This window comes from Corynebacterium sp. HMSC074C11 (assembly GCF_001809455.1).
Classification (GTDB): domain Bacteria; phylum Actinomycetota; class Actinomycetes; order Mycobacteriales; family Mycobacteriaceae; genus Corynebacterium; species Corynebacterium amycolatum.
The window spans coordinates 168,251-189,221 of the sequence record NZ_KV797730.1 but is presented as its reverse complement, the minus strand read 5'-3'; the positions used below and the strand labels follow the sequence as shown (position 1 = coordinate 189,221).

Below are 20,971 nucleotides of genomic sequence, written 5' to 3'. Positions count from 1 at the left end.
AGGGGTGCGAGCAAACAATGAATCCAGAACTATGGAGTGAAATGGGGCCGGAACTGCTGCCGGCTTTCTGGGTGACCATCAAACTGACGATTGCCTCGGCAATTGGTTCCCTGATCTTTGGCACGCTTCTCACCGCCATGCGTGTGAGCCCCGTGGGAATCCTGCGTACCCTGTCGACCTGGTACATCAACATCGTCCGCAATACGCCGCTGACGTTGATTGTCCTGCTGGCCGCGATGGGCCTCTACTACAACTTGGGCCTGCTGCTGGCTGCGGAGAATGACTCCTTTATTGTCAAGCAGAACTTCCGCCTGGCGGTGCTGGCTTTTGTTGCCTACACCTCGTGCTTTGTCGCGGAGTCCCTGCGTGCCGGTATTAATACTGTGCCATTCGGGCAGGCCGAAGCCGCCCGCTCCCTGGGGCTAAGCTTCGGCCAGAGCTTCCGCCACATCATCTTCCCGCAGGCATTCCGCGGCGCTATCGTGCCGCTCGGCAATACCCTGATTGCACTGACGAAGAACACCACGATTGCTTCGGTCATCGGTGTGGCTGAAGCGTCGCTGCTGATGAAGACCATGACCGAAAACTACGCCAGCGATATCCTGATTATCTTCGGCATCATCGCTGTCGGCTTTATTATTCTGACTCTGCCGACCGGTCTGTTCTTCGGCTGGGCTGGCAAGCGATGGGCGGTGAAGCGCTAATGGCTACTCGCGCAACAGTTCTTTACGACGCGCCAGGCCCCAAGGCTCAGCGCTTCAACCGAATTCTCACCTGGATCGTGGCCGCAATCACCGTTGCGATCCTCGCCTGGGTGGGAATGAAACTGGCCGACAAGGGCCAGTTCGAGGCCAATAAGTGGTCGTTCTTCCTCGAATCCACAACCTGGACCACATACATACTGCCCGGCCTGGTCAGCACCATTGTCGCGGCTGTCGCCTCTATTATTCTGTCGCTGGTGATTGGCGCTCTCCTGGGCGTCGGCAGGCTGAGTCCAATCGCACCCGTGCGCTGGCTGTGCTCGGTGATTGTCGAGTTTTTCCGCGCCATCCCGGTGCTGGTGCTCATGCTGTTTGCCTACTCGGTGTTCGCCATCTGGCAGCTGTTCCCGTCGAATTACCTCGGCTTTGCCGCTGTTGTGTTTGGTCTGACCATGTACAACGGATCTGTGATTGGCGAGACCCTGCGCTCCGGCATCGAGTCGCTGCCGAAGGGCCAGCGAGAAGCCGCGATTGCGCTGGGTCTCTCCCACCGCCAGACGATGGTCACCATTTTGCTGCCGCAGGCAGTCGCCGCAATGCTGCCGGCGATTATCTCGCAGATGGTCATTGCGCTGAAGGACTCCGCGCTGGGTTACATGATTGGCTACGTCGAGGTTGTCCGCTCTGGTCGCCAGCTTGGCGAGTACTACGGCGCCATGATTCCATCGCTGGTCGTCGTGGCAATCATTCTCATCGCCATCAACTTCGGCCTGGCCAACCTTGCCGAGCGCATCGAAAGCCAGCTCCGCGCCGGCCGCGCTCGACGCAACATCATTGCGAAGGTCCCGCATCAACGCGACGTGGGTGTCACCACTAAGGATGAAACCAATGTCGACTGGCACGCCGAAGGCCACCGAGATCTGCGTGGCACTCACGAGTAAAGCTCGCCGCATTACCCACGCACCCACATTCGCTTTACGACGTGTACAGCGACGCCGCCCATGGAAACTGCTAGAGGTTTTCCGTGGGCGGCGTTTTTGTTTGCTGGTTTTCCTTCGCTCCTATCGATGAGCTACTCACTGATGGACAGGCTCCGGTGCATCGATAGGTGAATAGCGTGGCCACAAGTGCCGGGCACTACTGCGACCGTGCTCTACTACGACTCAGACTTGGTCCCCGACTCCTCTGGCTCCTCCGATTCCGACTTTTCGCCAGACTCAAACTCACCTTCAACGACCACATCGGACTGAATAACCAGGCGTCCCTCGTCATCGTGGGTGTACTCAAAGCGTGGTAGCTCATTGCCCTCTTCGTCGTAGCCCGGTGCGGGTGCGGCTTCGTGCTTCTCCAACTTCTCTGGAGTGTCGGTCTTGCTCCACTGTCGCGTGACTGGCTTGCGCACGGCCATGTGGTCATCACTCATGCCCTTGACCAGGGAGTACATCATGATGAAGTGGAGGAAGAAGAACGGCACACCAATGATAATCACCGCGGATTGCAGCGCTTCCAGTGCAGCTTCACCAGAAATCAACAGCAGAGAAGCTGCCACAGCACCGATCATGATGCCCCACAGCACGCGGTAAAAGGTCGGAGCCTTGTTCTCCTCACCGGTAGACATCATGTCCATCACCATCGAAGCCGAGTCGATGGAGGTGACGAAGAAAATCATGATTACAAAGAGCGCAAACACGCTGACAAGCGTTGTCAGCGGGTACTGCTCCAACAGAATAAAGAGTGCCGGTGAGGGGTCTCCGCCCTCGACAACTGGTTCAGTCAGAATACCTGGCTGCTCGTTTTCCAGCTCAAAACCGGCACGGCCAAAGACGGAGAACCACAGAATCGACACGATTGTCGGCAGTGCAATCACACCGGCAATGAACTGGCGGACGGTACGGCCACGGGAAATACGCGCGATGAACATGCCCACAAATGGCGACCAGCAGATTGTCCAAGCCCAGTAGAAGACCGTCCAGGCACCCTGCTTCCAATTCGGGTTGACGTCGTAGGAGTCAGTCCAGAACATCACGCGCGGCAGCGTATCCAAGTAGACGCCAGCTGTATCGACGGTCTGGCGCAGCAGCGTCAAGGTCGGGCCCATCAGCAGCACGAAGACCATCAATGCCATGGCGGCCCAAATATTGGCATTGGACAGCACCTTAATGCCCTTGTCTAGACCACGAGCCACGGAGATAGACGCGATCACGATGATGATTGCGATCAGAATCAGCTGCACCGTCGAGTTTTCCGGGGTACCGATTACACGAGCAGCACCGGAGTTAATCTGCAGCGCACCCATGCCCACCGATACCGCGATACCGACGACAGTACCGATGATGGCGACGGCGTCGATAAGCTTGCCCGGCCATGAGTAGATGCGGGTGCCGAGCAGTGGCGCGAAGATGGAGGAGACGCGCGGCGGGAGATGACGCTTGTAGATGAAGTACCCCAGCGCGAGCCCCGGCAGCGCCATGATGACCCACATGTGAATACCCAGATGATAGATGGTAAATGCCATCGCGGTGTTCTGGGCCTCGCGGGTCATCGGGTCTTGACCGAGCGGCGGGTTGTAGGCGTGGTTGAGTGGTTCAGCCACACCCCAAAACATCAGCATGGAGCCAGTACCACCAGCGAAGAGCATGCCGAACCACTCGGCGATGGTGTATTGGGGCTCTTCGTCGTCATCGCCAAGCTGAATGCGCCCGTAGCGGGACACGAACAAGCCGATGAGGAAGATAAAGCTCGCCGAGACACCACCAATGAACAGCCAGCCCAGGTTAGAAGTAACCCACTCGGAAGCGGCTGAGTAGGCATCCCGAGCTGTATCCCCCAGCACGACGGTCACCGCCACAAAGAGGACAATGAAACCCATCGCGGTTGTGAAAATCAACGGATCGGTCGGCAGGTTCTTGAGAAAACCACCCGACTTCTTTTCTTGCGTGTTCGCTTGTGGCGTTTGTGTAGATCCCATTATCGGGGCCAGCGCCTTTCACTTCTAGATTGTCTGTCTTAGAAAAGACAGCTCGGAAGACACATTCCTCCCAAGTCGGTTATCTACGTTACAAAAAGAAACCCAGCCATTCTCAATATCCAAGCCTTTGTGCTGTAATTGAGACTTTTTCCTTCGAGTTCACGCTGGTTTAACTGAACGTCAAAGTGGAAAACCTATCGTTCGACTCCATGCAGCTTTCCCGTCGCAGCGCTCTACGTTTAGGCGCATCCACCGCACTTGCTACTTCAGTCACGCTCGCTCATACCTCTGGAGCTGCCGCTTCAGTTACACCGGGTTCGCCGTCACTGGCCTCCCCAGGGTTATTGCGTTCTCGGCCACAGCTCACCCACGGCGTTGCGAGTGGCGATATCCGCGGCGACGGCGCATTAATTTGGGCTCGCTCAGACCGCCCCGCCCGCATGATGGTTGAAACTGCTGCAACTGAGAGCTTCCAGAATGCCAAGGTATTCCTCAGCAACTCTCTGTTAACTCCGGGCACCGACGGCACCGGACGTCTACGTGTCGTCGGTCTCGAGCCGGGACAGGAAACCTTTTACCGCGTCACGTTGGAAGAGGCAGATACTGGAGTTTGCTCTGATCCCGTTATTGGCACCTTCCGTACTGCCCCCAACCGCGCATCCAACATCCGATTGCACTGGTCCGGCGATGTCGCAGGTCAGGGTTGGGGAATTAACGACGAAATCGGTGGCTACACCGGCTTCTCCACCATGCTGGAGCGCAATCCAGACCTATTCATTCACTCAGGCGACACCTGCTATGCCGACGGTCCGCTGGATGAATCTGTCACGCTTTCCGACGGCACTGTGTGGCGCAACCATGTCACTCCAGCCAAATCCAAGGTTGCTGAAACTCTCGAAGAGTACCGTGGCCAGTACTCCTACAACCTCATGGACAAGAACTACTTGGCCTTCAATGCGCAGGTTCCGCAGCTGGTCCAGTGGGATGACCACGAAACAGTCAACAACTGGTATCCCAACGAAGTCCTCGATGATGATCGCTATACCGAGCGCGATGTCAACACCCTGGCCAAGCGCGCCTACCAGGCTTTCCATGAGTGGCAGCCGATTGACCAGCAAATGACAGTGGATGGGCGCGTCTACCGCAAGGTTTCCTACGGCCCTCTGCTAGACATCTTCATCCTGGATATGCGCAGCTACAAGGGAGAAAACACTTCCAATAATCCGCGCTCAACAACCGAAGAACCAATCCTTGGCGAAAAGCAGACAAACTGGTTAATCGACTCCCTCAAGGACTCCCGCGCGACGTGGAAGATTGTTGCTAATGACCTACCGCTTGGAATCATCGTCCCCGACGGCGACGATGGTGACCAAGAAAGCGTATCCAATGGTGCCGCCGGTACGCCTGCAGGCCGTGAGCGTGAAATCGCTCGCCTGCTCAGCGCCATTAAAGATGTTTCAAATGTCGTTTGGCTCACCGCCGATGTGCACTACACCGCGGCTCACCACTACAGCCCCGAGCGCGCACAGTTCACTGACTTCGCGCCCTTCTGGGAATTCGTCTCCGGTCCTCTCCACGCGGGCGCTTTCGGCCCCAACGAAATGGATCCGACCTTCGGGCCGAAGGTGGAATACGTCCACGCTCCGGGTAAGGACAACGCCAACGCCGACCCCACGCAGGATTTCCAACACTTCGGTGAAGTCGACATTGACGGCGACTCGCGTGAGATGACTGTCCGTTTGCTCACCACCCGTGGCACCGAGTTGTGGTCGACGACACTGAAGCCACAGGCGTAAGCACACTGTTCAACTGGGCATGGCGGTAGCTGCTAATTAGTGCGTTCCACCACGCTTTACGACGGTCTCCTGCCCCGCAGCCTGCCAGGCCACAATACCTCCGTCCAAGTTGATGAGCTCCGGCGTGGCACCATCAGTCTCGCCCTCACCAGCCAGCAGCTCAATTGCCTGCTGCGAACGGGCACCCGAGTGGCAGTGAATGACAACTCGTGGGGAGTTCGGCTGGAGGTTCCGCTCAGCCCACGCTTCGCGAATCGCAGCCCACCTACGGCTGCGAATTTCGCCGAGCGGTACAAGCACCGATCCGGCAATGGCGGCCTCTGCATACTCTTCGGGCTCGCGTACATCGATAAGAGGCACGCCCTCGGCGAGAAGCTCACGCACTGCATGAGGACCAACGCTGCGCACATTCTGCTCCGCGCCGTCTTCATTTTCCGACCACGATGCTGCGCACACCTGCGCAATTTCGGTCAGGTCGGAAACGGGTTCGCGCTCCGGGTCGGTTGCAAAGGACAGTGTGCGGGTGGTTGCCTCCAAAGCGTCGATAAGCACGAGCTTGCCGACGGCGGCCTTGCCGACACCGGTGAGCACCTTGATTGCTTCGACGACCATCATGGAACCAATCTGACCGACCATTGCGCCGAGAACCCCACCTGCGGCGCACGACGGCACGGAGCCGGGGTCGGGGATGTCGGGGTAGAGATCGCGAAGCATGGGACCGCAGCCCGGCCAGAACACAGACAGTTGCCCTGCAAACTGCAGGATTGTGGCCCAGACCAGCGGGGTTCCGGTCAGCTCCGCAGCATCGGAAGACAGATAGCGGGTGGCGAAATTGTCCGCGCCGTCGAGCACTACATCGTGAGTGGCGAAGAGCTCCTCAGCATTGTCGACGCTTAACCTGCCGACGATTGCGGTCACCGATGCCTCGGAGTCAAGGCGCCGCACGGCATCCGCGGCAGATTCGGCCTTCGGGCGACCAATGTCGGACTCACGGTGAATGACCTGGCGCTGAAGATTGGACTCGTCGACCACGTCATCGTCAATGATGGTGATGTGCCCGACCCCTGCCCCGGCCAGGTACAACAGCGCAGGCGATCCCAAGCCACCAGCTCCGATGACGAGGACGCGGGAGGCTCGCAAAGTTCGCTGCCCCTCGGCACCAAAGCCCGGAAGTGTTAGGTGCCGGGCGTACCGGCGCAGGTCGCGGTCCGAAAGATTGACCCCCTGCTCAGCCATTACAGAGAATCCTGCTCGCGTGCGCCGCTGACGCGCTCAGTGATGATGCCCTCAAACGACGAGCTCGCCTGGGCTAGTCGACGCCGTGGAATGCGGCCGGACTCGCGAGCAGTCAGTCCTGCCTCAACGCCGAAGCGCATCGCCGTGGCCATGCCCACCGGATCATGCGCACGGGTCACTGCGGATGCCAACAGCACTGCATCGCAGCCAAGCTCCATCGCCTGAGCTGCCTCAGACGCGGTACCGATGCCCGCATCCAGGATGATGGGCACATTCGCGCGGTCCACAATCAGCTCGATGTTGTGTGGGTTAAGAATGCCCAGACCAGTGCCAATCGGCGAGCCCGCCGGCATGACCGCTGCGCAGCCCAGATCCTCCAGCCGCTTGGCCAGCGCCGGATCGTCATTGGTGTAGGCGAAAACGACGAAGTCGTCAGCCACCAGCTGCTCCGCTGCCGCAACTAGTTCAACTGGATCCGGCAGCAGCGTGTCCTCGTCGGCGATGACCTCGAGCTTCAGCAGGTTGGTCCCCAGCGCCTCGCGGGCCAACTGCGCAGTCAACACCGCGTCACGAGCGGTATAGCACCCCGCGGTATTCGGCAGCGCCGCGATATTGTTGCGCTGCAGAATCTCAAAAACGTTCTGCTTCGTGCCGGGCGTAAAGCGGCGCATCGCCACCGTAGTCAGCTCGGTGCCCGAAGCCACCAGCGCGCGCTCCAGCGTATCCATACTGGTCGCACCGCCAGTTCCCATAATTAGACGGGAGTTCAATTCCAACCCGCCAATGCGCAGCGGTTCCCGTGTAAGTTCGCGCGTCAGTTCGCTCGTCGACCCGGTTTCGTTTGCTTGTGCGGACATATTTTCCTGTGCGGACTTCTCAGTCATCTCTAGCCTCCCTGAACTGCTGTCACGATGTCGATTGCACCTGCCACGGGCGTGGTCGCCCACTTGGCACGCGGAATCACCGCACCATCCACGGCTACTGCAATCCCCAGGCGGGTACCGTCCGCGGCGGTGCCGTCGTCGTTAAGCGCGTGCCCCGTGTGCTGTGCGACGAGATCTGCAACCATCTCCCCCGCAGCCGGTGTGTAGCCTTCGCCATTGAGTGTTGTGGTGGACATAAGCGAGCCTCCTCTAGTCGCTGAAGCGGAATGGATCGACGGCGGAAAGAAGCGCCGGGTCGTTATCATTTTCTCGACCTGCGACGACATCGGCGGTGAACTTGGAACCGATGGCCGTAAGCAGAATGCCGTGGCGGAAGTAGCCGGTGGACACGGTCAGTCCTGGAGCCACGCGGCCAATCATGGGGACATCGTCCGGGGAACCCGGCCGGGCGCGGGCGGTCATCTCGTAGATTTCGCAGTCGAGAATGCCGGGCACCAGGCGGTACGCGTCGCGGAGTAGCTGGTGGACTCCTTCGGCGGAGACACCGGTCAGGTCATCTTCACGCGAGGTTGCGCCGAGCACGACGGTGCCGTCAGCACGCGGGACGATATAAACCGGACGCCCCTGAACCACACCGCGAATAGTGCGGGTGACCAGCGGCCGCAGGCGCTCCGGTACACGCAGACGCAGCACATCCCCATAGACCGGGCGCAAGGGCAGATTCAGGTTCTCCGGGAGCCCCGCGATGTCGGTGGTGTTCAACCCCGCAGCCAGAACGACCTCATCGGCGAGGTAATCATTTCCGTCCGCACCGCGCAGACCGATGGCGCGGTCGGAAGCGTAGATGACCTCTTCCGCGCGGGTGCGGATGACACGGTCTCCCAGAATGCTCAGCAACGCCTCGGCGAGCAGACGCGGATTGACCTGGTGATCTCCCGGAATATCCACCGCACCAACACAGCCCGGCCCCAGTGCCGGTTCTGCCCGGCGCGCCTCGGTGGCGGTGATGCGGTTGATCTCCATGCCCATGTCATGCTGCAGCTCAACGAGCTCGCTGAGTGTCTGCCGGTCAGCGGCATCGCCCGCACAAACAAACGTGGAATTCTCGATATAGCCAACATCGTGGCCCGATTCCTCGGCGATGGCCTGGGCAAAGTCGCGGTAGAGCTTGCCCGATTCCACCATCAGCGGATACAGCGTCGGCTGATCCCACACGACTTCGGCCACCGGCGCCAGCATGCCAGCCGCGGCGAAGGTTGCGCCGGAAACGGGCTCGGCATCGAGGACGGTCACATCGAATCCCTGGCGGAGTAGTCTCCATGCCGTCGCCAAGCCGATAATGCCCGCGCCTGCGATAACAACGCTCGACGACGTATCCCCTGTGCCACCCTCACTTGTCGAGGCAGCACCCATAGCGGCAGCATCCACTGCCATTCCTCCCTCCGGCGGCATAACCCGCATCAGGTAAAAGCGGTCGGCGTTACTCGCCCTCTCAGCCAGCGGCATCTCATCGATACCGAGTACGGCTCCCGCGGAACGTGGTACTCCCCCATCATATGACTTCGGACTCACCGCCACGACACCGCATCCCCAACCTCGCCTAACATGGGGACATGAACGCCTCATCAGCTGCCACTCGCACAACACGACGCGCCCTGCTTGCCGACGCCCGCCTGTACCTCTGCACCGACTCGCGCGCATCCCGCGGTGATCTGCGCGAATTCCTGCACGCCTGTTACGAAGGCGGCACCGACATCATCCAGCTGCGCGACAAGAAAGTCGACACCCGCGACGAGATTGTCGCTGTGGAGACCCTCGCCGAGGTCGCCGCTGAACACGGCAAGCTCTTCGCCGTCAATGACCGCGCCGACATTGCCGCACTGACCGGCGCAGACATCCTGCATGTGGGCCAGGAGGACCTCACAACCGAGCAGGCCCGCCAGATCGTTGGCCCCGAGGTTCTCATCGGCCGCTCCAACCGAAATCTGGACATGTTCGCCGCCTCGCTTGCCGACGATGGCATCGATTACGCGGTGATCGGTCCGGTGTATGCCACCCCGACAAAGCCCGACCGTCAGCCCGTCGGAGTCGAGATGGTCCGTGAAGCTGCGGCACTCGTGCGGAGGGCGCGTGCACAGGGTTCTGCGGAGTCCCACCAGGATTCCGTGGCCGATATTGTGCGCCCGCACGACCGCGGCGCAAGTGACCCGGTCAAGCCATGGTGGGCAATCGGCGGTATCAATGCCGAGACCGCCGGCGAAGTTATCGCCGCTGGCGCGGAGCGCATTGTGGTGGTTCGCGCACTGACCGAGGCGGAGAATCCGGAAGAGGCAGCGCGTGCTCTGCGCGCTGTGGTTTCACCAAGGAGCTAGGACCATGAGGATTCTTTCCCACAAGGACGAACTTCTCGCTCAGGCCAAAAGCAACAGTAATGGCCGTGCTGCGGAAATTGTTGTCCACGACGGTCCGCTGCGCCAGACTCTCATCGCGTTGACTGAAGGAACTGAGCTTTCCGCCCATAACTCGCCGCCCGCAGCCTCGATGCTTGTTCTTGTTGGCGAAGTTGAAATCACCGGTGCCGATGAAACCACGATTTCAGAGGGCAATCTCAAAGTGCTCACCCACGTCAAGCACGGAGTGAAGGCTCTAGCGGATTCCGTGTTTTTGCTGACCACGGTCACAGGCGTCGACGGAATCGACAGCCACGGCGACAAGTAGCAATCAGCTCCTACTCCCCGGCGAACGTCTCCAACTGCCGAATGGCACCCGAGACAATCAACAGGTCACCTGCGGTAATGCGGTCGTCGGCAAGCGCGGGGCGGAAGCGCTGACCGCGCTTTTGTACGGCGACGACCGTAATCGGTGCGCTCTGGTTAATCTCCGCCACGGTCTTATCCAGGCAATGGATCGGCGGCGCGACCTTACCGACTGCGTAGTCGCGATCGAACTCCAGGAAGTCCTGGACCTTGCCGCCGATTAGGTGCGCAATACGACGGCCAGTGTCGGCCTCCGGGCGAATGACGTGGTGAACACCGATCTGGCCCAGAATCTTGGCGTGGGCCTGGTTATCGGCCTTTGCCCAAATCAGCGGCACATCCATGTCCACCAGTGCGGACGCGGTCAGCAACGACGCCTCGATATCACTGCCGATTGCAATGACCACACGTTCGGCTTCATCGACGCCGAGCTGCTTCAGTACTTCCGGCATGGTGGTGTCGGCGGTGACCACGTGGTCGAAGGTCGAGGACAGCTCCTGAACCACCTTTTCGCGATGGTCTACGCAGAGAACCTCGATACCGCCAGCGACCAGCTCCTCGCCGAGCGCCTGTCCGAAACGCCCCATGCCAAGGATTACAACAGGAGAAGAGCTGACTTGGTCGGCGAAATGCTCTGCAAAACCAGCAAACGGATTGAATTTCGAGTTAGCCAATGAAGGGCCTTTCTTCTGGATATTCGTAGATGCGCTGGCGTGGGCGGGCGGCCAAGGCCGTCGCCAAGGCGATTGGGCCAACACGTCCGGCGAACATCAGCACGATGAAGATTGCCTGTGCTGCCACCGGCAGGTCAGCGGTGATACCTGTGGAAAGGCCTACCGTGGCGAAGGCACTGACTACTTCAAAAAGGATTTGGTCAGTAGAAAACTGTGGCGCTAGGAAACTGACGGCGATTACTGCCAGAAAAACCTGGCCAATACCGAATGCAAGAACGACGAGGGCCTGACGCAGCACCTTTGGATTGAGGCGCCGCCGAGCCACGGACACGGAGGTGTCACCGCGAATCTCCGCGAGAACGGCGGCGAGAATGACTGCCGACGTCGTGATTTTCACGCCACCTGCAGTACCACCGGTGCCGCCGCCAATGAACATGAGGAAGTCAGTGCCCAGCAGTGTCGATGGGTGGAAGTCCGCGTAATCGAGCGCGTTGAACCCCGCGGTACGCGGGCTCACACTAGCGAAGAATGAGTTGAGTATCTTCTCCCCTGTAGTGAAACCAGACATGGCATTGGACCACTCACCAAATGCCACCATTATTGTGCCCAAAGCAATCAGCAGGATGGTGCCTTTGATAGTGAAGCGAGTAGTCAGAGACCAGCGTTTAGGTAACTGCCCTCGCGTGCAGACACTAAGCCACGCTTTCAGGTGCCGCCAAGCCTCGAGCAGAACAGAAAAACCCAGACCACCAACGATAAGAGAGAAGGCCAGCGGCAAAAGTATCCAGGCATCACTGTGGAACCCAATGACGTTGTCCGTATACAGAGCAAAACCGGCATTGTTGAAGCTTGAGATGGCATGGAACAAGCCCTCCCACGCAGCTCTCCCCCAGCCGTACCCATAACCTAGGTGGAACCGCAGCATAAGTGCCACTGCCACAACAAACTCCACCAACAGCGTGAAGCTAACGGCAGCACGGACAACCCATGAGATCTCGCCCATGTCCATACCGCGGCCCTCAACGCGCGCACCGGCACGGCGGTTAAGGCCGAGTCTTCCCGCAACGAAGAGGCCAAAAAGTGAAGCCAAGGTCATGAACCCAAGGCCACCCAGCTGAATCAACAGCATGATGACAACCTTGCCGAAGGTTGACCAATGGGTAGCCGTATCTACGGTGATCAGGCCGGTCAGGCTTGTTGCCGAGGTGGCTGTGAACAGAGCATCAGACAGCGCCGTGGGCAGGCACAGATTCCCAGGGCTCGGGGCACAGTGCCCCGTGGGGTGGCTATTGGCTGCCGAGATCGGCAGCATTAACAAAACCGTGCCAACGGTTATGAGGGCGACATAGCACCACACCACCAACGTCGTGGGACGAACTCCCCGACGTGATTTAGTGGTCTGCCGCGACAGCGTAATCACCATCGGAACGTTAGTCCTCGTGGCCAGCGGTGTCGAGGGGATCCGAGAATTCTGCCCCTTACGCGTACCCGACTAATAGGGGAACTACCCTACACCCCAGGCACAGTTGCGATATCCCGTACACATTTCGCGCCCAATCCCCGCCCCCACACCCCACCCCGCTTTGGCTACTGCGGAAACCTTGAGTTATGGTCGGGTTCATGATGACACCCCTGATGAACACACCCGCGCCGTGCGGCGCACAGTGGTGGTGGCTCGCTTAAGTCCGCGAGCAACGTCACGTCATCTCATTAATGTCGACGGCAAACCCGTCAAGTACGAGCTCGCAAGAAGATAAATCTGGCGGGCTCTTTTCTTTTATCGGTTCGACGAAGAGAACCAGGGCCCGCTGAAATAAACAACAGCAACGAAAGGCTCTCTTCAATGACTGATTACAACCCCAGCGCGGATGCCATCGCCAAGGCTTCAGCACCGACTGCAACCAGGGTGCCGTCGGCAAGCGTTAACGGCGCGGGCGAGGTGCGCGAAACCCTCTTGCCTGCATTTTTCGGTCGCTTCGGTGGACAGGAAGTGCCGGAGTTCCTGCTGCCAGCACTCGATGAGCTGGAAGCGGCTTACATCGAGGCGATGAGCGATCCGGAGTTCCAGCACGAGCTGGAAGAACTGCGTCGCGATTTCCTCGGCCGCGCAACCCCGCTGTTCGAATGCCGACGTCTATCCACGCCGAACACGACGATTGTGCTCAAGCGCGAGGACTTGAACCACGGCGGCGCGCACAAGGGCAACAACGTGGTCGGCCAGGCGCTGCTGGCAAAGCGCATGGGAAAAACCCGTCTCATTGCTGAGACGGGCGCAGGCCAGCACGGCACGGCCACCGCGATGGCCGCAGCGCTGCTGGGACTTGAGTGCGAGATTTACATGGGCGCGCACGATGTCGCCCGCCAGCACCCCAATGTCGAGCGCATGGAGCTCATGGGCGCGAAGGTCGTTCCCGTCACCACCGGCGAGGCCGGTTTGAAGGATGCTATTGACGAGGCACTGGTCGAGTGGAGCAAGACTCTCGACTCCACTTTCTACCTGCTGGGCACAGCCGCCGGACCGCACCCATTCCCCACTATCGTGCGTGAATTCCAGCAGGTCATCTCGGAGGAGTCACGCAGTCAGATGGCCGAGCGTTACGGCAAGCTTCCCGACGCTGTCATCGCAGCCGTCGGTGGCGGCTCCAACGCCATCGGCGCATTTGCTAACTACATCGACGACTCCGATGTCGCCCTCATTGGCGTCGAACCCGCAGGTGAGGGTCTCGACACCGACCGTCACGGCGCGCCCATCAATGCGGGCAAGACTGGTGTCCTTCACGGCATGCGCTCATTTGTCATGCTTTCCGACGACGGCGAGGTGTTGCCATCGCACTCCATCTCGGCGGGCTTGGATTACCCGTCTGTTGGCCCGGAGCACGGCATGCTGAAGGAGAATGGCCGCGCCAGCTATGTCGGAATTACCGACGAGGAGGCGCTGGAAGCGTTCCAGCTGCTCAGCCGCATGGAGGGCATTATTCCGGCGATGGAATCCTCGCATGCGCTGGCGCAGGCCATTAAGATTGCGCGACTCCGTGAAACCGACCCTGCCGCTGTTAGCGAGCTCGGGCTGCCGGTTCACGAAGGCGATGAGCCTTTGCTGTTGCTCGTGAACCTGTCGGGTCGCGGTGATAAGGATATGGAGCAGGTCCGGGAGTTCCTGAACCAGTAGGAATAACCAGTAGGGATTGCTTCCCCACTAGCTGCCTAGCAGGAATCGGACCAAAGCTAATTCTTGTTAGGCAGCACGGCGATCGTCGGCGGCGATGCCCTGCTTCGGGTTCGCCTCCACGATGGCTTCGGCAAGCAGCGATGCCAGCGCATCCTGCTTGGATTCCTTGCCGTCCTGGAAAATCGGGGACACAGTATCCATAATCTCGTTGAATGCGTTCATCAGAGGTCACCTCTCTTAAGATCTCTTTGATCTTTATTGTTGGACTTCTCCAACCGATTCTTTGCGATTCCGCAGTTGAAACGTCGTTTCATCGAATCGTTTGGAACTTATGACTTGCAACCGTAGACGACAACACAAGACCTGGCAAGCGCTAAACTTTATTTTTAGTTAACCTTTTGTTAACTTTTGGACGCTTTTTAGCTCAGGCACTGAGCCACAAACAGCGCCCCTCGACGCCGCCCCATACCTCGCTTTACTGCCGTTGATAACGGCTTCAAAAATCACGCTTTTACACAACCAAAAACAGGGCGCGGAAGTCTCTTTTGGTCAGACATAAACTATCCCCACTAAAAGCGCTTGCAGCCAACATTGAATGTGGGTTACACACCGCGCTCAATCGTCACCCCACGCAGGGATAGCCGCCAGTTCCTCAGAGGTCAACCCCATCGACAATTAAAGAAAAAGGGGCCCCTGCCAGCGGAAATAGACCACCGACAGAGCTGCCGGCTGTCAAAGATGCTGCCGCGAAGGCCACCCCACCCCACTATCGACCCAACCCCAGCCTCACTTGATGTGACCGCAGCCACAGAACCCTCAATCTGAGGCAGTTTTTCCGCCTTTACAGCAAACCGGCGATCAAGAAAACAGAGCCCCAACGGCCCCTTCCAGGAATGCCCCCAACATCGGCTCTACCAGCGACCGTCGGTAGAGGGTTTAAAGCAGCGATTCGCCCGTCGAGCACCCTATCTCGCCCGACTGAAAAACACCCCTAAAAGGGTGAGGTAAATCACACCGCGAGCGCCACTAAAAGCCGTTTTAACGACGATCAGTGAACACCCCAATACGCCGAACAGCCTCTTCCATCTCGGACGTCTCACCGGCGAAGCAGAGGCGAACCCACTGATGGCCGTTCTCTGTGTCGAAGTCGATTCCAGGGGCAACGGCCACGCCCGTTGCGGCCAACAGTTCCCGAGCCCAAGTCATGGAGTCGACGGAGTTCGGGTCGTCGTAAAGCCCTGCGATATTGGCGTAGATATAGAAACCGCCGTCGGGTGGGGCGATATTACCGAGACCGACGCGGGGCAGCCCCTCGAGCAAAACGTCGCGGTTGCGTGCGTAACGCGTCACGTGCGAATTGAGCTCGGCAATGGACTCGGGGCTGAACGCTTCCACCGCCGCTGCCTGCGAAATTGCCGGTGGACAGACAGTGAGGTTGGCTTCGAGGCGATCAAGCGGCGCACGCAGCCACTTGGGAACGATTAGCCAGCCAACGCGCCAGCCGGTCATCGAGAAGTACTTACTGACACTGCCGACCACGACCGCCGCGTCGGAGAACTCGCGTGCAGACGCACACTGTCGGCCATAAGTAATGCCGTGATAAATCTCGTCGGAAATGAGCAGGCAATCGTGCTGCTCACACCACTTCGCAATGGCACGCAGCTCGTCGGCATCGATAATGGTGCCAGTGGGGTTGTCCGGGCTGGTGACAATCACGGCCTTGGGCACGCGCGGAAGTGCCTCCAGGTGTTGGGCGGTGAGTTGGAAACGAGTCTCAGGACCACAGTCAATCTCGACAATGTTGGCGCCGAGCGCCTGCAGCGTATTGCGGTATGCGGGATAGCCCGGGCGCGCGAGCACGATGTCGTCGCCAACATCGAGGGCTGCGAGGAAGAGCGCTACGAAACCGCCGGAAGAACCGGTAGTGATGACAACATCAGCGGCTTCCGTGGCCGTGCCGTAGTTTTCACGATGCCAGGCGGCGATGGTTGCACGCAGCTCAGGCGTGCCGACGGCCGCTGTGTAGCCCAGAACCTGATTTTCTAAATCAGCACGCGCACGGGCAATCGCGGCAGCCGGGGCCGCGGTCGCGGGCTGTCCCACGCAGAGGAATAGAGCGTCACCGTGAGTGCGCTGACGCTCCTGTGCGAGCGCGAGAACATCCATCACATGGAAGGGTGCGACCTCACAACGGCGGGATGCTAGGTCGCGCTGGGGCTGGGATGCCTGCGGTGACTGCGAGGAGTTTAACGGCTGCGGTGACTGCGACGACTTTGGCGACTGCGGAGATTCGGCGTGCATACCTTCATCTTTGCAGCCGCCGAGGCCACCCGGGAAATCCAGTTCATCCCGGGTGGGTGCACCAGTGAGGCATCCGAGTGCAGCCGGACCACCTCAAGCATTATTTAGATGGAAATACGGCCCTCAACTGCAGGTAGTGCAATGTCGGTGCGGTAGTGCGAGCCCTCGAGCTTAATGGTCTTGATGGTCTCGTACGCCTTGTCGCGGGCCTCTTCCAGCGTGTCACCAACGCCGATGACGTTGAGCACACGGCCACCAGCGGAGACCAGCTCACCCGCAGCATTGCGGGCAGTACCTGCGTGGAGAATGCCATCTGCCTCACGGCCAGGCTCTGCACCTTCAATGACATCACCCGTGCGCGTCGACACCGGGTAGCCTTCAGCGGCCAGCACAACAGTCAGAGCGTAACCATCACGCCAAGACAGCGGACCGAAGTCCGCCAATGTTCCGGTAGCAGCGGCGTTGAGCAGCTGCGCCACCGGGGACTCCAGCAGCGCCAGCACGGCCTGGGTCTCCGGGTCACCGAAACGGCAGTTGAACTCAATGACAGCCGGGCCGTCCTCGCCCCAGGCCAGACCTGCGTACAGCAGACCCTGGAACGGGCAACCGCGAGCGGCCATCTCACGAGCGACCGGCTCGCAGACCTCGGTGACAATGCGCTCAGTTGCGCCTTCCGGCAGCCAGGACAGCGGGCTGTAAGCACCCATGCCACCGGTGTTCGGCCCCTCGTCGTTATTACCGACGCGCTTGTGGTCCTGAGCCGGCAACAGCGGGACGACGATTTCGCCGTCGACCAGGCAGAACAGGGAAACTTCCGGGCCGTCCAGGAAGGACTCCAGCAGCACCGGGTTACCGGCGGCCAGAACAGCCTTTGCGTGTTCGAGAGCTTCAGCGCGGTCCTTAGTGACCACGACTCCCTTGCCAGCAGCCAGACCGTCATCCTTCACGACCCAGTTCGGGCCAAAGCGGTCAATGGCGGCCTCGATGTCTTCGTCGGAGGCCTCCGGCTGGATGGCCTCTGCCGAGGCGGTCTTTACCCCAGCTGCCTTCATGACGTCCTTAGCGAAAGCCTTGGACCCCTCAATCCGAGCTGCGTCAGCGTTCGGTCCGAAGACTGCGAAACCAGCGTCGCGCAGCGCGTCTGCCACACCCGCGACCAGCGGAACCTCAGGGCCAATAACAACCAAATCGGCCCCAATTTCCTTGGCCAGCGCAACAGCGCCAGCGGGGTCATCCACGACCAGTGGATGCATGGTGGCAATTTCACTCATACCCGCATTACCAGGGGCTACGTGAAGATCAGTAGCCTGCGGGTCCTTACTCATTGCGTACAACAGGGCGTGCTCACGGGCACCGGAGCCAATTACGAGGATGCGCATAGCAATCATCTTACTAATCAGCCCGGATAACTCTCATCGCGCCCAACCCCCTCAATCCGCTATTCGGGTTACCCTTGGCACATGAGCACAGTATTTACCAAGATCATCAACGGTGAACTCCCCGGTCGTTTTGTCTACCGCGATGACAAGGTCGTCGCATTTTTGACCATCGAGCCAATCGCACCTGGTCACACTCTGGTTGTCCCTATTGAAGAGGTGGACAAGTGGACAGACGCCTCGCCTGAGCTGTGGGCTCACCTCAATGAGGTTGCCCACAAGGTTGGTCAGGCTGTTGTCTCCGCTTTTGACGCTCCACGTGCTGGCTACCTCATCGCCGGCTTCGAGGTTCCGCACACCCACATCCATATCTTCCCTGCCCACGACATGTCCGGCTACAACCTCCAGTCGGTCGATCGCAATCCTTCCGCAGAGTCCATGGATGAGGCCGCCGCTAAGCTACGGAAGGTCCTCGGGACTGATGAAGACGGAAAGTTGGTGCGCTAATCGCCGCTTCAAACGAGGATTTTCGGGAAGAACAACTTCCGGTTCCTGCCCCTGAAGCGCAGGAACCGGAGGCGCAAAAACCGGCTGCAGCTGAAGGATCAGCATCGCTCCCCTATGCCATCTTCCGTCCGCTGCGCGGTGTTTTCGAAGATAACTGGGGAGCCAAAGTGTCCAAATCCCGGCCGTGGCCGGTCATCCTCCTGCATGGAACAGGCCAGGTCAAGGGTATTTGGGAGACCCTCGGCGGTCAGTTACGGGAGGATGGCTGGGCTGTCTTCGCGCCAGATTTTGGACACCGTGCAACAGACCCCATCAACCAGTCCATCGACATGCTCGTGCCTTACATCAAGGCTGTCCTGCACGCCACTGACGCAAAGCACGCCGTTATCGTGGGGCACTCGCAAGGCGGCTTAATTGCCACTCTGCTTTCTCTGCGCATTTCCAAGTACATCAAGCATGTTGTCTGCCTTGCCGCGCCCAATCACGGCACCAATCTGGGCGGCATCGCTTCCAGTATCACTAAGATCCCCGGCACAAAGTCGCTGATGAGCAACTTCGTTCAGAGTTACTGGGGCGTTTCCGGTTTGGAACAGCTCACGGGTTCAAAGATGGTTTTGAACTCCAATTCCCACGATATCCTCGGTCCCGGTGTTACTTACACCTGCATTGCCACCAAGTATGACCAGCTCATTTCCCCGCCACAGTCCTGTTTCTTGGATGATGGTGACACAGGCATGGTCACCAATCTCTATGTGCAGGACACGTTCCCTCAAGCAATAATTTTGCATGAGCAGATGGCGCACGATTGGCGTCCCCGCGCACTTACTCGCGAGGCACTATTCAAGCTGGTAGGCGAGGATTTTGACCCAATCGAGCATGCGGAATAGACCGCTCCTAACGCGGATTTTCCCACCGACAGCCGCACATCCGTCCTCACCAAATCCGAGTCCAGCGTCGGGGGACCTCAGAGACCCCGTTCCGGTTATCGCACTTCATGGCACGCTCGATAGTCCCGGCGCGTGGGCACCGCTTGCCGACGGTCTCCGTACCCTCGGCCGCCGAGTCTATGTACCGTCCTACGGAGACCGTGGCACTGCTGCCCTTGTAGATTCTGTCGCCGAAGTCGAGTCCTATATCAACGGAGTCTGCACTGAAACGAACTCGGACACGGTCGATATTGTGGCTCACTCGCAGGGTGGGCTACTGGCTTTCCTGCTGTTTACGCGTCTTGCAAACCATGAATGCGAGCGTTTTTCGTTTCGACGTGTCATCAGTGTGTCGGGCTCTGTCGGCGGTGTAAATCTGACTGGAATCTCCCGCATTTTGGGCTGGTGGAATGGGGCTCCTGCCCGCTGGCTAATGGGACAGGCTTTAGCCGATCAGATTGCGGTAGCTGCAGGAAAATATGAACTTCCTGCAGCCAACACTGCCCCGCACCTCCGAGGGCGCAAGGCAGCCGCACCTGACTGGATTAATGTCATCAGCCACCATGACAACCTGGTCATTCCGTGGTCCGATACCGCGCAGAGCTTCCTGCCAGACAGCCAAACTGTTTTGCTCGAAACCGAGCTGGAGGGCAGGTCTGTTGCGCATTGGAAGCAGCAAACAGACTCCGAGGTGATCGACCTAATCACTCGGCTATTGGCGTAGGGCTTCGACCTAGAACTTGGTCAGCGACTCGCGCGCGGTGACGACATCCGCAAGCAGCTGCTGCGCGGCTGGCGAGGGGTTATCGGAGGTGAGGGCCTCAATGACGACGTCGGGAAGCCCTGCGGCGCGGTAGTCGTCGACAGTGACATCGCCGTACTCGAGGACCCCGTGGAGCCATGCGACTGCACGCGACTCTGGCGAAATGCAGCGTCGTGCGGTGCGTTCCTGCTGGACGAGCACATCACGGTTTTCCACCCCGCGCATCCCCAGCCGCGCAAGAGTACGAGCAGCAGAGATGAGGTTCTCACCGGCAACACGATCCTGCTGATTCGGATTGGCCGGCGGCTTCTTACGACCACGACGGCGCACGTAGAGCTCCTGCTGACCAATACCGACCAGGGAACCATCGCGGTTTCGGATTACAGAGGTGTATGGAACGACCGTCGAATAGCCACCTTCGGTTTCGGCCTTAAGCTTTTCGACCATCTCATCCGGCACCTCTACCTCGAGGTACGCACCATTCTTACCCGGCCGGATAAATTCAAACGACCCAGTTCGCGTCCACGCCTCGTACTTCTTGACATCCAGGCGCTGCATAACCAGCGTGCCAAACAGCACATCCGTCATCGAAAACAGTGCACCGCCAAATGCCGCGCCATGCATATTCGCAGTCAGAGCGTTTAGGCGCAGCTCCAATCGTCCCTCAGACCAGTCATCCGCAATCTCGGTGATACGGATGCCGGTGCCAAACAGCGGCGGCCAAATGTTCAGCAAGAACTTTGCCTTAGCCGGGGACATCTCTTTCTCAGCAAGTTTGTACAGGGTGCGTCGCAGCGATGGACCAATAGACATAACTACTTACATTAGGTGTTGACCGGGCGAACGCGGGCATTATTGTCAGAAAACAAAAGTGTGTCAGCTTCAGCACATGCTTTACGACGGTTCCCGCGCCC

General features: G+C 59.3%; 20 protein-coding genes and 1 riboswitch. Of the genes, 9 read left to right on the top strand and 11 right to left on the bottom strand.

Going from position 1 to position 20,971, the window contains the following annotated elements; all coding sequences use genetic code 11:
- Window positions 1–17 precede the first annotated feature (17 nt).
- Together HMPREF2614_RS06175 and HMPREF2614_RS06170 are read left to right on the top strand one after the other, a co-directional pair.
- Window positions 18–704, top strand: a complete 687-nt coding sequence (locus HMPREF2614_RS06175) for an amino acid ABC transporter permease (protein WP_070560533.1) — start codon at window positions 18–20, stop codon at window positions 702–704.
- On the top strand, window positions 704–1,642 hold the full coding sequence (locus tag HMPREF2614_RS06170; RefSeq protein ID WP_070560530.1) for an amino acid ABC transporter permease: 939 nt from the start codon (window positions 704–706) through the stop codon (window positions 1,640–1,642). The genes HMPREF2614_RS06175 and HMPREF2614_RS06170 overlap by 1 nt, the downstream gene beginning before the upstream one ends.
- A gap of 215 nt (window positions 1,643–1,857) precedes the next feature.
- Here the strand turns inward: HMPREF2614_RS06170 and HMPREF2614_RS06165 are convergent, their stop codons facing one another.
- Window positions 1,858–3,669, bottom strand: a complete 1,812-nt coding sequence (locus HMPREF2614_RS06165) for a BCCT family transporter (protein WP_070560529.1) — start codon at window positions 3,667–3,669, stop codon at window positions 1,858–1,860.
- Between the two features lie 209 nt (window positions 3,670–3,878).
- On the opposite strand from HMPREF2614_RS06165, the gene HMPREF2614_RS06160 reads away from it, so the two are divergent.
- Window positions 3,879–5,465, top strand: coding sequence for an alkaline phosphatase D family protein (locus tag HMPREF2614_RS06160; RefSeq protein WP_070560527.1), 1,587 nt, complete (start codon window positions 3,879–3,881; stop codon window positions 5,463–5,465).
- Between the two features lie 36 nt (window positions 5,466–5,501).
- Here HMPREF2614_RS06160 and HMPREF2614_RS06155 read toward each other — a convergent pair whose 3' ends face one another.
- From HMPREF2614_RS06155 to thiO, 4 genes are read right to left on the bottom strand one after another with little or no spacing between them, the layout of a single operon-like run.
- Complete coding sequence (locus HMPREF2614_RS06155; protein WP_070560522.1) at window positions 5,502–6,701, bottom strand: ThiF family adenylyltransferase; 1,200 nt, start codon at window positions 6,699–6,701, stop codon at window positions 5,502–5,504.
- A complete protein-coding gene (locus HMPREF2614_RS06150) occupies window positions 6,701–7,585 on the bottom strand; it encodes a thiazole synthase (RefSeq protein WP_210384472.1) in 885 nt (294 codons plus the stop codon). Before HMPREF2614_RS06150 ends, HMPREF2614_RS06155 begins: the two co-directional genes overlap by 1 nt.
- A gap of 2 nt (window positions 7,586–7,587) precedes the next feature.
- Window positions 7,588–7,821 carry a sulfur carrier protein ThiS gene (gene thiS / locus HMPREF2614_RS06145; RefSeq protein ID WP_070560520.1) on the bottom strand — a complete coding sequence of 78 codons (234 nt, stop codon included), beginning with the start codon at window positions 7,819–7,821 and terminating at the stop codon, window positions 7,588–7,590.
- 13 nt (window positions 7,822–7,834) lie between these two features.
- Window positions 7,835–8,998, bottom strand: a complete 1,164-nt coding sequence (thiO, locus tag HMPREF2614_RS06140; RefSeq protein WP_070560572.1) for a glycine oxidase ThiO — start codon at window positions 8,996–8,998, stop codon at window positions 7,835–7,837.
- A gap of 7 nt (window positions 8,999–9,005) precedes the next feature.
- A riboswitch (TPP riboswitch) is annotated at window positions 9,006–9,128 on the bottom strand.
- Window positions 9,129–9,198: 70 nt separating this feature from the next.
- On the opposite strand from thiO, the gene HMPREF2614_RS06135 reads away from it, so the two are divergent.
- Both HMPREF2614_RS06135 and HMPREF2614_RS06130 read left to right on the top strand, forming a co-directional pair.
- Window positions 9,199–9,957 (top strand): thiamine phosphate synthase, encoded by a 759-nt coding sequence (locus tag HMPREF2614_RS06135; protein WP_070560517.1) that lies wholly within the window; start codon window positions 9,199–9,201, stop codon window positions 9,955–9,957.
- Between the two features lie 4 nt (window positions 9,958–9,961).
- The gene (locus HMPREF2614_RS06130; RefSeq protein ID WP_070560515.1) at window positions 9,962–10,303 is read left to right on the top strand and encodes a cupin domain-containing protein; all 342 of its coding nucleotides are present in this window, start codon (window positions 9,962–9,964) and stop codon (window positions 10,301–10,303) included.
- 10 nt (window positions 10,304–10,313) lie between these two features.
- On the opposite strand, the gene HMPREF2614_RS06125 is transcribed toward HMPREF2614_RS06130, so the two are convergent.
- Both HMPREF2614_RS06125 and HMPREF2614_RS06120 read right to left on the bottom strand, forming a co-directional pair.
- The gene (locus HMPREF2614_RS06125) at window positions 10,314–11,015 is read right to left on the bottom strand and encodes a potassium channel family protein (protein WP_016421425.1); all 702 of its coding nucleotides are present in this window, start codon (window positions 11,013–11,015) and stop codon (window positions 10,314–10,316) included.
- Window positions 11,008–12,438: a TrkH family potassium uptake protein gene (locus HMPREF2614_RS06120; RefSeq protein WP_070560513.1), complete on the bottom strand. Its 1,431-nt coding sequence runs from the start codon at window positions 12,436–12,438 to the stop codon at window positions 11,008–11,010. The genes HMPREF2614_RS06125 and HMPREF2614_RS06120 overlap by 8 nt, the downstream gene beginning before the upstream one ends.
- A gap of 420 nt (window positions 12,439–12,858) precedes the next feature.
- Here HMPREF2614_RS06120 and trpB point away from each other — a divergent pair, with 420 nt between their 5' ends.
- Window positions 12,859–14,184 (top strand): tryptophan synthase subunit beta, encoded by a 1,326-nt coding sequence (gene trpB / locus HMPREF2614_RS06115; RefSeq protein WP_065428897.1) that lies wholly within the window; start codon window positions 12,859–12,861, stop codon window positions 14,182–14,184.
- Window positions 14,185–14,250: 66 nt separating this feature from the next.
- On the opposite strand, the gene HMPREF2614_RS11135 is transcribed toward trpB, so the two are convergent.
- The 3 genes from HMPREF2614_RS11135 to purD form a co-directional block, all read right to left on the bottom strand.
- Complete coding sequence (locus HMPREF2614_RS11135) at window positions 14,251–14,406, bottom strand: hypothetical protein (protein ID WP_162837147.1); 156 nt, start codon at window positions 14,404–14,406, stop codon at window positions 14,251–14,253.
- 816 nt (window positions 14,407–15,222) lie between these two features.
- Window positions 15,223–16,350, bottom strand: a complete 1,128-nt coding sequence (locus HMPREF2614_RS06110; RefSeq protein WP_049172167.1) for an aminotransferase class I/II-fold pyridoxal phosphate-dependent enzyme — start codon at window positions 16,348–16,350, stop codon at window positions 15,223–15,225.
- 239 nt (window positions 16,351–16,589) lie between these two features.
- On the bottom strand, window positions 16,590–17,864 hold the full coding sequence (purD, locus tag HMPREF2614_RS06105; RefSeq protein WP_049172166.1) for a phosphoribosylamine--glycine ligase: 1,275 nt from the start codon (window positions 17,862–17,864) through the stop codon (window positions 16,590–16,592).
- 81 nt (window positions 17,865–17,945) lie between these two features.
- Between purD and HMPREF2614_RS06100 the strand changes: the two genes are divergently transcribed.
- The 3 genes from HMPREF2614_RS06100 (at window position 17,946) to HMPREF2614_RS06090 (ending at window position 20,018) form a co-directional block, all read left to right on the top strand.
- Complete coding sequence (locus HMPREF2614_RS06100) at window positions 17,946–18,368, top strand: HIT family protein (RefSeq protein WP_038626548.1); 423 nt, start codon at window positions 17,946–17,948, stop codon at window positions 18,366–18,368.
- A 167-nt stretch (window positions 18,369–18,535) separates the two neighbouring features.
- Window positions 18,536–19,255, top strand: a complete 720-nt coding sequence (locus tag HMPREF2614_RS06095; RefSeq protein ID WP_038626550.1) for an esterase/lipase family protein — start codon at window positions 18,536–18,538, stop codon at window positions 19,253–19,255.
- Window positions 19,245–20,018: an esterase/lipase family protein gene (locus HMPREF2614_RS06090; RefSeq protein WP_070560511.1), complete on the top strand. Its 774-nt coding sequence runs from the start codon at window positions 19,245–19,247 to the stop codon at window positions 20,016–20,018. The genes HMPREF2614_RS06095 and HMPREF2614_RS06090 overlap by 11 nt, the downstream gene beginning before the upstream one ends.
- Window positions 20,019–20,027: 9 nt before the next feature.
- Here the strand turns inward: HMPREF2614_RS06090 and HMPREF2614_RS06085 are convergent, their stop codons facing one another.
- Entirely contained in the window at window positions 20,028–20,870 is an 843-nt protein-coding gene (locus HMPREF2614_RS06085; protein ID WP_038626554.1) for a PaaI family thioesterase, read from the bottom strand.
- Window positions 20,871–20,971 lie beyond the last annotated feature (101 nt).